Here is a 12,219-nt window from a genome sequence, read left to right as displayed (position 1 = left end):
TATCAATCATGAAAAAAATCAGATTAATTTATATCCTATATCTATTATTAATTTCTTTTGCTGTACAAGCTCAAGAGGAAGGAAAAAAAGGAAAAACTTCTTTTGCCATTATGCCAATTCATAATAGTGGCGCCGGATTTAATAATGTTTTTTTAGGTTCTCATGAGCTTAAACCTAAGAAAAATCTAACCTTTTATAGTGTTTTTTGGGTAAACCCTTCTTTTGGTAATCAAGGGAAAGATTTATTCCTAGAAACCGGTGTTGGTTTAGGGTACTCTTTGGCTAATAATAAATTGTATTTAAACCCTAGTTTAGGTTTTGGGCACGGTAAACTTTTATCAGGAGCACAAGAAACTAAAATTGCCGAAAGTATTATTCCTAGTTTATTTATGGTATATAATTCCGGTAAGTTTGAGTTTGAAGCTTATACAGCCTACTATAAAAGTCTAAGAGGTGAAGGTAATTCTCAAGATTTGTTATTAAACTGGGTAATTCCCGGTTATAAAGTTAACGATCACTTATCTTTTGGGGCATTTTATGAGCATTTAGGACAAACCAGAGCCGATGCCGGTGACACAAAAACGCTTTATCAATTTTTAGGAGCTTATATTAAAACAACGCTTAACAATGGAGTATGGTTTAGATTTGCTGCAGGACCAAATGTATCCGGAGATAATTTAAATTCTAAAGAATTTTATAAAATTCAAGCATTTATACCTATATAATTTTCATTTTAATCATTATTAGAAGTTTTTAGAAAACCGGAGAAAACAAGCTTTCTTTGGTTTTCTTTTTTTAGCAAAACAGTATATTTATTTCTACTTTTGCACCTGAAATATAAAATTATGCAATTACTAAAACGTGTAGGATATTATTTAATAGGGGTAGCTTTGGGATCTGTTGGTGTACTTTATTTTTGGAAAAATAAAAATGTTACTTTCGATTATGGTATGGATGCCCGAACGTTAAAGTCAATCCGAACAAAAGAACGTATTTTTTCTGAAGAAGCTAAAGAAGTATTAGTTACTAAAAAAATTGATACCTCGCTAATTTCTTCTATATTGAAGCATGGTGATGTTGACTTTGGTAAAAGTAAACCTAGAACAAAGCCTTGTGCAGAATATTTTATCACAGGAAAAGATAGCTTACAACATATTAGTTTATATGTTATTCGTTGTGATTCTACAGCTACTATTAAAGAAATTCATGTAAAGTAAATTTCTTTTTATATATAATAAAAAAAGCTATGAATTATTTTCATAGCTTTTTTATTAATCCTACATATAAGTCTATTCACCGTTAAAAAATTTCAAACCAACGATATTTAATTTTTCAAGCGAAAATCAATAGTAATTTTACTATCAGAAACAAGAAAATAAGATTCCCCTTTAAGTATAAAGTTTCCCCTTGATACAGAAAAAGCTCCCATTAGGAGCTTTTTCTCATTTTATTTTATATTTTTATAGCTTAAGCAAATGATTTAAGGGGTATTACCTATTCAATTAAGGGTTAACCCTGATAGATCAACTAGTAATATTGAGTATTTTTATTTAAAACAATAAAAGATATATTTGCTTATATATTAGAATTCCCCCTAGTGTTCTTTGTATCAAATTTTTAACTTTAAAACATTTCCAGAGAATATGACATTTAACAGCATTTTAAAAATGAATGAGTTTGATAGTAAGATTGCTTTACTGGAAAACAACATTAAAAATTATTTAAGGGAGAATAAGTATAGAATTGATTCTAAAAAAATCAAAGAATTAGTTCAATGGAATCATACTATTAGAGATCAAAAAATAGTAAGAATGATTTATCCCAATGAACATTGCCCAGATGATCTAAAAAAAATAGTGAGAGGTTTCATTAGAAATGAATTTAACGGTTTTGAATAAAAACCACATTGTCTCTTCTATTGAATTATATTAACAAAAAAGAAAACCATCAATAAAATTATTGATGGTTTTTTGATTATTACTTATTGAAGAATATAAGTATCATAGTCTAAATAACAAGTATCTCCTTGAACAATAGTTTTAACTCCGTTCCAAGTTCTGTCATTAAAACTGCCTCCTACTGAATAATCATCAACATACGGATTACGCTTAGTATAATCTACCCATTTTTTTACAGTAGCATTATACTCGTATTCATTTGAACTCATAGTTCCATCTGTATACACATAACATCCTGAATCACATTCACCTACTACAGATACTATTCTAAAGCGTTCTCCAATACGAGCTTTTGCTTTAAAATCAACGACTTGTCCATCTGCAACTGATCGCTTTTCACCAAATCGATAATAATCTCTTCCAACATAGCTATCAATACCATAACCCCAGTAAATTTTACGTCCTGTTTGATACCAAGTTCCTAACTCTCTATCATATTTTTCTACATAAAATCTACCAAAAAGTTCTGCCCCGCTAGTTCCATGATCACTTCCGTATAAAGCAACATTCGTAGGATCTACTCTAATGTTATCATAATACACCAAATCACAATCTCTTTTAATATATTCTAAATTAGAAGTTACTTTAAAAGGTCTGTTATCATACGTATAATTTACCTTATAAGAAATAGGATACCCAGGATTATCTATAGACACCTCTGCTCCTTCCTTTAAAAACTCAACAACTTTATCTAAATTATTAGCCATAGCTGCTAATGAAGAAGCTATTCCTGAAGTAGCACTACCTCCTAGCTGTTTTACTTTAACAGAAGATTCGTTAAAAATAGAGCTGTATTTAGCCTTTATTTCTGCATTCACACTTGTGCCTATTGATTTGTAAGCAAAATTTAATGCCGCTTCTACTTCTAATGAGCTACTAGTTGACTCATATATAAGCGTGTACAACTTACCATAAGTAACTGATTCTATATAAGCTGAAGGATTTTGTTGGTCTGCACTTACATTTAAATAATCTGTAACATAAGGAGTTAACCTTTCCGGATTTACATCTTTATCTAACCACCCGTTAACACCAATAATACCTTCTTTAGGCGCTACAGAAGCAGTAAAGAAACGCTGTTTTAATGTTACTGCATATCTAGTTTTTTGCTTTGAAAAATCTAATCCAAAGCTTCCGGCTACACTAACACTTGGTCCTGAATATCCTGCATTTAATGATAATTGAAACTGTTTTTCATCATAAATTCGTTGAATAGATATATCAAAACTAGCCGGAAATTTAGCATCACTTTTATAATAAGCATTTAAAATAGCATTCAAATTATCCTGAACTTTCCCAGGGGTTGGTGCTTCTATTGTTTTTGATGTAGGAGCTGATGTTCCTGATAAAACATTAACTCTTACCTCTACTGAATTTCTATCTGTTTCTGATATAGGTATAGATACAGGTGCTCCTTCTTGAATTGACCTGGAAGCCACTAAATTTCCCGGCCATAATAAAGAGCTATTAGCATCTAAAATAAAAAAATCTGAATCTGTTTGGTTGAAAGAAACTTTAGTATCAACACAATTTTCTTCTACAGCCTCTCCTCTGGCACTCAAACCTTTTTCAGCTTCTTTTATTTGTATATCAGTAATACCATCTGGTATATCTTGATTTATAAATTGCGCTACTTGTTTAGTAGTTGGGGAAATTTCTCGCGCAATTTCGTCATTTTGACATGAAATGATTAGTAGCAAAATACTACTAATTAGTATTGAAGGGTATTTCATTTTTTAGTTTTTATTAATAATGAATAATTAATTTTTTCGCATGCCTATACATGCAAGTTCCTATTTTCTATGTTTTATGATAGAAACATTAAATTGTTGGTTAAAACTTAAAGAATAACATCAATAATATCACACCTGATCAGTAATTAAATATGTGTTTAAGATGTTACAGATACTACATTTAATGCAGCTTACAATATATAGCCGGTAGTAAAACAGTACCTGCGCATGGTACTTTATGTTTTACTATGTATTGCTATATAAGAAGGCTTTTAAAATTATATACTCTTAAAAATATCTTTTTTTTATTATCGCTAATATTCACAGATTATTAACTAAACCAATAGCTTTTATTCTTATTTTCGCAATATGCAAAACAGACATATAATTGCCGTTGTTATTATGTTTTTTTCACTGATAGCAACAGCTCAAAATGATAAGGAAAGTAGCTTAAAAGGACAAATTGTAGATAACGAATCTAAAAAACCTTTAAGTGCTGCCCATATTTTAAATCTTAATACTGTTGTTGGTACTATAACTAATGAACAAGGTTTATTTGAATTAAGTGCTAAAGCAAATGACACAGTATTAGTTTCATTTTTAGGATATTCATCTATAAAGCTTAAGATTACCAATGACCTTTTAAAAGGTAATGAAGTAGAAATTTCTTTAACAGAAAAACCGGAGGAAATTAAAGAGATTATTATTAAATCAACAAAATTAATTGGTGTTTTAGAAGTAGATGTGAAACAAGTTCCAAAAGATAGATTTACCAGAATACATATTAACGGACTACCACAAACTTATGAAGTAGGACGTCCTCAAAAAATAGCTTCGCCAATAGCTAAATTACTTAACCCTGTAGATTTAGTTTACAATTTATTCGGAAAAAAACCAAGGCAACTTCAAAAGCTTCAAAAACTTAAAAAAGAAGATGATTTACGCAAAATGTTAGCCGGTAAATTTGATAGAGAAGTTATGATGGAATATCTTGAAATGGACAGAGCTGAATTAAACAAGTTATTATCTGACTGTGACTATTCTGAATATTTCATTAAAAAAGCCAGTGATTTACAACTAATAGAAGCCGTTTTGAATTGTTATGAAAATTATAAAGCACTCAAAAAAGGTAAAATAGAACGTAATAGAATACCGGAAAAAACAGAAATAGGGCAGTAAAATTTTACTGCTTTTTTTATGCTTCTAATTCGGGTAAAAAAACTAAATTTACACCTTTCAAAAACACACACAAACACAACTATAATGATTCATTTCTTTGGAAACGTAAGCAGTAAAGTATTTGCTGTTCAAACAACAGAAGAATTAACATCTGAAACAATTTCGAAATTAACATGGTTATTTGGCAACCAACCGAAAATAAATGCGGCGTCTCTTGACGCCTTTTTTGTTGGCCCTAGAGCAGCAATGATTACTCCTTGGAGTACCAACGCTGTTGAAATTACCCAAAACATGGGGATTTCCGGTATAATCAGAATAGAAGAATTTGAAGCCGTTGCTGATGATTTTTCTGGCTTTGACCCTATGATTTCTCAAAAGTTTAACGGATTAAACCAAGAGACTTTTACAATCAATATTCAACCGGAACCTATTTTAGTAATTGAGGATATTGCTGCTTATAATGAGCAAGAAGGATTGGCTTTAAGCGAAGAAGAAATTACTTATTTAGAAGAAGTAGCTACTAAAATTGGTAGAAAATTAACAGATTCTGAAGTATTTGGATTCTCTCAAGTAAATTCAGAGCACTGTCGTCATAAAATTTTCAACGGAACTTTTGTTATTGATGGTGAAGAAATGCCTACTTCTTTATTCAAATTAATTAAAGAAACGTCTGCAAAGAATCCTAACGATATTGTATCTGCTTATAAAGACAATGTAGCTTTTATTCAAGGACCAAAAGTGGAACAATTCGCTCCTAAAAGTGCAGACAAACCAGATTTTTACGAAACAAAAGAATTTGAATCTGTTATCTCTTTAAAAGCAGAAACACACAACTTCCCTACTACGGTTGAGCCTTTCAATGGTGCTGCAACCGGTTCAGGAGGTGAAATTCGTGACAGATTAGCTGGAGGTAAAGGATCGTTACCATTAGCAGGTACTGCTGTTTATATGACTTCATATTCTCGTTTAGAAGAGAATCGTCCTTGGGAAAAAGGAATGAATGAGCGTAAATGGTTATACCAAACGCCTATGGATATCTTAATCAAAGCTTCTAACGGAGCTTCTGATTTTGGTAATAAATTTGGCCAACCCTTAATCTGTGGTTCTGTTCTTACTTTTGAGCATGAAGAAGATGCTCGTAAACTTGGTTTTGATAAAGTAATCATGCAAGCAGGTGGTATTGGGTATGGTAAAAAAGACCAAGCCATAAAAGATAAACCACAAGAAGGAGATAAAATAGTAATTCTAGGGGGTGAAAACTACCGTATTGGTATGGGAGGAGCTGCGGTTTCTTCTGCTGATACCGGAGAATTTTCAACAGGAATTGAATTAAATGCAGTACAACGTTCAAATCCTGAAATGCAAAAACGTGCTGCCAACGCGGTTCGTGGTATGGTAGAGAGTGATGAGAATTTTATCATTTCTATTCATGATCATGGAGCTGGTGGGCACTTAAACTGTTTATCAGAATTAGTAGAAGATACGGGTGGAAAAATCGATTTAGATAAATTACCAGTTGGAGACCCTACGCTATCTGATAAAGAGATTATTGGAAACGAATCTCAAGAACGTATGGGGTTAGTGATTGCTGAAAAACATATAAACACCCTTAATAAGATTGCTGAACGTGAACGTTCACCTATGTACACTGTAGGTGACGTTACTGGGGATCACCGCTTTACTTTTGAATCTAAAACTAACGGAAACAAACCAATGGATTTATCTTTAGAAGACATGTTTGGTAGTTCTCCAAAAACGATTATGACTGATCATACAGTTGATCGTAAGTATGCTGATGTGGGGTATTCTAAAGAAAACTTTACTCAGTATTTAGCACAAGTTTTACAATTAGAAGCTGTTGCCTGTAAAGATTGGTTGACTAACAAAGTTGACCGTTGTGTAGGTGGAAAAGTAGCAAAACAACAATGTGTTGGTTCTTTACAAATTCCACTAAACAATGTTGGCGTAATGGCCTTAGATTATAAAGGTAAGGAAGGTATTGCTACTACGATTGGACACTCTCCTATTTCTGGATTAATTGATCCTGAAGCTGGAAGTAAAAATTCAATCGCTGAGGCTCTAACAAATATTGTTTGGGCTCCTTTAAAAGATGGTTTACAATCGGTTTCATTATCGGCAAACTGGATGTGGCCTTGTAAAAATGAAGGTGAAGATGCTCGCTTATATAAAGCAGTAAAAGCGGTTTCTGATTTCTCTATCGATTTAGGAATCAACGTTCCAACAGGAAAAGATTCTTTATCGATGAAACAGAAATATCCAAATGAAGAAGTAATTTCTCCGGGTACTGTAGTTATTTCTGCTGCTGCAAACTGTAACGATATTACAAAAGTAGTAGAGCCTGTTTTACAAGCAAACAAAGGAGATATCTATTATATCAACTTATCACAAGATGATTTTAAATTAGGAGGAAGTTCATTTGGACAGGTAGTAAATAAATTAGGAAACTCTGCTCCTACGATTACTAATAATGAGTTCTTTAAATCAGCATTTACTATTTTACAGAGTTTAATTAAGGAAGGAAAAATCGTTGCTGGTCACGATGTTGCATCAGGAGGATTGATTACTACTTTATTAGAATTATGTTTTGCAAATGTAAATGTAGGTGCAAACTTAGATTTATCTGCTTTAAACGAAGCTGATAGTATCAAATTGTTATTTGCTGAAAACTCTGGAATTGTTTTCCAAGCAACAGATGCTTCTGTTGAACAAACTTTAGCAGATAATAATATTGAATTCTTTAAAATAGGTTCAGTAACTGAATCTGATCGATTAAATATTAAAAACGGATCTGATGTTTTTGCTTTATCGGTTGCTGAATTAAGAGATACTTGGTATAAGACTTCGTATTTATTAGATCAAAAGCAAACAGCTAATGGTTTAGCTAAAGATCGTTTTGACAACTATAAAAACCAACCTTTACAATATACATTTCCAACTCATTTTACAGGAAAGCTTATTGATACTGTGGGTACTGTAACTAACAGACCTAAAGCTGCTATTATTCGTGAAAAAGGTTCTAACTCTGAACGTGAAATGGCAAACGCTATGTATTTGGCTGGTTTTGATGTGAAGGATGTTCACATGACAGATTTAATTTCTGGTCGTGAAACGTTGGAAGATATTCAATTTATTGGAGCCGTTGGAGGTTTTTCTAATTCAGATGTTTTAGGTTCTGCTAAAGGATGGGCCGGAGCATTTTTATATAATGAAAAAGCGAATACTGCTTTGAAAAATTTCTTTAACAGAGAAGATACACTTTCTGTTGGTATTTGTAACGGATGTCAGTTGTTTATGGAATTAGAATTAATTAATCCAGAACATAGTGAACATGGTAAGATGTTACACAATGAATCTAAAAAGCACGAAAGTTCGTTTACGTCTGTAAAAGTTCAAGAAAATAATTCAGTAATGTTATCTAGTTTAGCTGGCACTGAATTAGGAGTTTGGATTTCTCACGGAGAAGGAAAATTCAATTTACCGGAAACTGAAGACAAGTATAATATTGTGGCTAAATATGGATATGAAGGCTATCCTAATAATCCAAACGGTTCAGATTATAACACGGCAATGCTATGTGATAAAACGGGGCGTCATTTAGTAACGATGCCACATATTGAGCGTTCTACTTTCCAATGGAACTGGGCTTACTATCCACAAGACAGAAAAGATGAAGTTTCACCTTGGTTAGAAGCTTTTGTTAATGCAAGAAAGTGGATTGAAAATATTGAAAAATAGTTTTGTAACAAATGTTACAAAACTATTTAAAATTTAATAATACCTTTGCAGATTAATAATATTAGTCTGTTTTAGAAGGGTTTTAGATTAATAATATTAAAAAGGCACGCTTTTGCGTGCCTTATTTTTTTATTGAAATTTTTCCTTATTAATTTCTAAATTTATTTCTGGTTATAATAGCTTTAAGCTTTTCTTTTACATCTTTACCAACATCATAAATCATTTGTTCATTACTAGGAAAAGGAACCGAACGGTACCCTAATAAATCTATATACTGCTTTTCTAAAGCACGTTTATCCCCCTTATAGTTAGCATAAACATGTTCAAAAACAAATTCACTTTGTAATGGAAATGATTCTACCAATTGTTTTGTGTAGTTATTTACAAATCTAACTTGGCCGGTTACCTGAACAGATTTTGATTGTGTAAATTGATAAAAATGACACGTAGCTTTTATAAACTTATCTACTTTAATTTTATTGCCTAAACTATCTTTCACCTGGTTACCATTACTATCTAATAAATATTTATAACCATCTTTTATTTGTTTTTCTTTTACAAATTCTTTTTCATAAATGTGTTCCGGAGAAATTTTGATATCTCTAAAAATCAGCTCAAGCGTAAAATCGTAATTAACTCTTCTATCTTTTTTATTATGATAAACTGTCCAAAAATCATTAAGTTGATACGCTTCAAAATTTAATAGATCTTCTTCCAATCTTTTCGGAATAACTTTATCTGTTTTATTTTTCATTGATACAAATACAAAGTCTGTTCCAATAGCATGAGCTTCATCTAATAATTGTCTTACATCTTTATAATTAGGATTTATTCTATCTAAATATTCTAAGTCCTTATAAACTCTTCTGTAATCTTGTTTATTTTTTGAACCAAAAATATTTTTAGCCTCAGCATATAAATAATCAGAAAAGTCATTTTTTGAATTGATGATTAAATCGTCATAATTTTTAAAATTGAAAGCAGCATTTTTTCCTGAAGAGAAGATTCTTAAAGGTAAAAGAGGTCTGATTCTTTCTTGTCTATTATTCAATGCTACATATAGGTTGAATATTTTTTCTAAGTTCTCAGGGTTGTCATCTTTTTTTAAAAAGTCAATTTCTGATAAATCTCTCGAAGTTGCTTTATTAAATGCATCTTGTAACATTATAACATAAGGCTCATTTTTCTCCTTTGTTTTATTGCTTACTAATTTTTTTAAAGATAAGTTTATGGCCTCATCATAATTTCCTTTATTAATAGCTTCCTGTGTTGATTTAACACTGCTACACGCATAAATTAAAGCACATAATAATAATAGTATAGTTTTTTTCATAAATGGTTATAGTTTCATTATAACTTGTATTTTGCAATTAAAATGCCAAAGAGTACTTTACGGCAAAACTATAGTATTTTAGTTTTATACAACTTAACTTTTGATAATTATTAATGTATATTTTTAAACAATAATATATTGTATTCAGCCTTACCCCATTTTATCAAAGCTAATCCTTAAAATATCAATAAATTTACATTTGTAAATTATGAAATTTCCAGTTTTTACGTAATAATACTCAGTATCACAGTCAGAATTAGCACTATTTTGTCAGTAATTATAGTTTGTTACATACGCTCTACACTATTTAAGTAATCATTTAGTTAATACTATTTATAAATACTGATATTTAGTATATTAAGTGTTATAAAATATTAAAAAATTCGTTTTAACAACTGATATATTAAATGTTACCTGCTTTTTACCACTCATTCATAGTTTACTGTATAATAAAGCCTATTACTTATCCCATGTAAAGTAATTTAGACGAGCTATATGAATATCATTTAAAACAGTGTTAATTACATTTGTAAACACACCCTTATTCGAAAAATGTTATTGACATTTGTAACCAATTAAATACCGAGTTTTTCAGCTGTATTTATAAGATATTTTTATAATACAGTATTAAATACCTATTTTTAAGTGATTTAAGAATCACTATCTTAAGTTTTAGTTTAATTATACTGTGTGTTATTTATAAATCTATTCAATTTTGTTAATCTATTTTATTTTGTTACATTTGTGTATTGATTATATATTTTACAATTGTGAATTTTGATAATTTCATTTTACGTTTAAAAACTATTTTAGATCATTACAATTTAACATCTTCAACTTTTGCTGATACAATTGATGTTCAACGATCTAGTATGTCTCATTTAATGTCTGGAAGAAATAAACCAAGTTTAGACTTTGTACTAAAGATTGTAGATAAATTTCCGGAAGTAGATTTGTATTGGTTATTAAATGGTGAAGGTACATTTCCTAAAAAAAATAATGCAGTAGAAAAAAATAACAATTCAACTCAGGAGTATCAGCTCAAAAAAACAGATATAGTTACTCCTTCATTATTTGAGCAAACAGAACAGAAGGACGATGTTGTTTCAAATATGCAATTCTCAGAGAGGTTGAATTCAACCAAAAAAATTAAAAAAGTAATCCTTTTATATGAAGACGGATCTTTTGATGAGTATAATAAATAACATCTTACCTGTATTTATCATGTAATCCAATACTATTTAGTATTAATGGAATTATTTTTTCTAAACGTTTTTGCTTTGTATCTTCTCGTTTAGCTTCCGTAATATATTCAGAAAACTCTCTTTTTTTACTTAATGAGAAGTTCTCGAATTTTTCTTGTAGAAGTTTATTCTCTATAAATTTCTCTTGTAATTCTTTAGGTAATTCAATAGGAATATTATTCCTTTTAGGTTTCAACACTTTTCCTTCTTCAGCATTTTTCATAGCTTCAAGCACATATTCTTTAACCATTAGAATAGTTATATCTTGAATTGAATAAAATCTCCATTGGCGCATTGCTTTTGTTTTTCCTTCTTGCGCATTTATCAATACTTGGTATTCATCTTTCAAAAAGACTCCTTGATGAAACCATAAACATACATATTCTTTAAAAGCTGCTATTCCTAAAATATTTTTTCCTTTATATAAATATGCTGGTTTTCCCCATTTTATAGTTTCTTCTAAAGAAAGTTCTAATAAAGAAGAACGCAAGAGCGATAACTCTTGCGTCCATGTATTATTTGTTGTTATATATTGGGTAACTTCTGTATTCATTATGAAATTTGACTATCATCTTCCAATGACATCATCCAGCTTACACCAAATTTATCTTTTAACATCCCAAATTTACCACCCCAAAAGGCGTCTTCAAAAGGCATTAATATGGTACCTCCTTCAGCTAATCCATTAAATACAGATAATGCTTCATCTTCATCATCAGCATTTAAACTTATGGCAAAGTTATTTCCGGCATTAAACTTTTCATCGGCATTTAAATAATCAGAAGCTAAAATAGCCATATCGTCACTTACTTCTAATGTGCAATGCATAATTAATTCTTTAGCAAAATCCGGTATATTTTTAAGGACTTCTTCCGGTGCTTCTTTAAATTGCATCATCATGGTTATAGTACCTCCTAAAATATCGGCATAGTAGTTCATTGCTTCTTCACAATTTCCATTAAAATGTAAGTATGTATTAGTTTTCATGCTATTCTTATTCTTTTTAGTTTAGTTTA

At 30.4% G+C, this 12,219-nt stretch carries 10 protein-coding genes; 6 read left to right on the top strand and 4 right to left on the bottom strand.

Features of this window, described 5'->3' with window-relative positions; translation table 11 throughout:
• Positions 1-8 precede the first annotated feature (8 nt).
• From ACQY1Q_RS00510 to ACQY1Q_RS00500, 3 genes are all read left to right on the top strand, one after another.
• Positions 9-725: a DUF6733 family protein gene (locus tag ACQY1Q_RS00510; RefSeq protein ID WP_431003318.1), complete on the top strand. Its 717-nt coding sequence runs from the start codon at positions 9-11 to the stop codon at positions 723-725.
• Between the two features lie 120 nt (positions 726-845).
• The gene (locus ACQY1Q_RS00505) at positions 846-1,217 is read left to right on the top strand and encodes a DUF4258 domain-containing protein (RefSeq protein WP_431003317.1); all 372 of its coding nucleotides are present in this window, start codon (positions 846-848) and stop codon (positions 1,215-1,217) included.
• A gap of 426 nt (positions 1,218-1,643) precedes the next feature.
• Entirely contained in the window at positions 1,644-1,898 is a 255-nt protein-coding gene (locus ACQY1Q_RS00500; protein ID WP_431003316.1) for a hypothetical protein, read from the top strand.
• 83 nt (positions 1,899-1,981) lie between these two features.
• On the opposite strand, the gene ACQY1Q_RS00495 is transcribed toward ACQY1Q_RS00500, so the two are convergent.
• The gene (locus ACQY1Q_RS00495; protein WP_431003315.1) at positions 1,982-3,691 is read right to left on the bottom strand and encodes a thiol-activated cytolysin family protein; all 1,710 of its coding nucleotides are present in this window, start codon (positions 3,689-3,691) and stop codon (positions 1,982-1,984) included.
• Positions 3,692-4,060: 369 nt separating this feature from the next.
• Between ACQY1Q_RS00495 and ACQY1Q_RS00490 the strand changes: the two genes are divergently transcribed.
• A complete protein-coding gene (locus ACQY1Q_RS00490; protein WP_431003314.1) occupies positions 4,061-4,870 on the top strand; it encodes a carboxypeptidase-like regulatory domain-containing protein in 810 nt (269 codons plus the stop codon).
• A gap of 84 nt (positions 4,871-4,954) precedes the next feature.
• Positions 4,955-8,626 carry a phosphoribosylformylglycinamidine synthase gene (purL, locus tag ACQY1Q_RS00485; protein WP_431003313.1) on the top strand — a complete coding sequence of 1,224 codons (3,672 nt, stop codon included), beginning with the start codon at positions 4,955-4,957 and terminating at the stop codon, positions 8,624-8,626.
• Positions 8,627-8,774: 148 nt separating this feature from the next.
• Here purL and ACQY1Q_RS00480 read toward each other — a convergent pair whose 3' ends face one another.
• Complete coding sequence (locus tag ACQY1Q_RS00480; protein ID WP_431003312.1) at positions 8,775-9,959, bottom strand: hypothetical protein; 1,185 nt, start codon at positions 9,957-9,959, stop codon at positions 8,775-8,777.
• 770 nt (positions 9,960-10,729) lie between these two features.
• Here ACQY1Q_RS00480 and ACQY1Q_RS00475 point away from each other — a divergent pair.
• The gene (locus tag ACQY1Q_RS00475) at positions 10,730-11,164 is read left to right on the top strand and encodes a helix-turn-helix domain-containing protein (protein ID WP_431003311.1); all 435 of its coding nucleotides are present in this window, start codon (positions 10,730-10,732) and stop codon (positions 11,162-11,164) included.
• A gap of 4 nt (positions 11,165-11,168) precedes the next feature.
• Here the strand turns inward: ACQY1Q_RS00475 and ACQY1Q_RS00470 are convergent, their stop codons facing one another.
• Together ACQY1Q_RS00470 and ACQY1Q_RS00465 are read right to left on the bottom strand one after the other, a co-directional pair.
• Positions 11,169-11,756 carry a YdeI/OmpD-associated family protein gene (locus ACQY1Q_RS00470; RefSeq protein ID WP_431003310.1) on the bottom strand — a complete coding sequence of 196 codons (588 nt, stop codon included), beginning with the start codon at positions 11,754-11,756 and terminating at the stop codon, positions 11,169-11,171.
• On the bottom strand, positions 11,756-12,190 hold the full coding sequence (locus tag ACQY1Q_RS00465) for a VOC family protein (RefSeq protein ID WP_431003309.1): 435 nt from the start codon (positions 12,188-12,190) through the stop codon (positions 11,756-11,758). Before ACQY1Q_RS00465 ends, ACQY1Q_RS00470 begins: the two co-directional genes overlap by 1 nt.
• Positions 12,191-12,219: the final 29 nt, after the last annotated feature.

The sequence above is a fragment of the Tenacibaculum sp. TC6 genome (assembly GCF_050606265.1).
GTDB lineage: Bacteria > Bacteroidota > Bacteroidia > Flavobacteriales > Flavobacteriaceae > Polaribacter.
The sequence above is the reverse complement of the archived record's forward strand: the minus strand, read 5'-3'. Positions and strand labels throughout refer to the sequence as shown.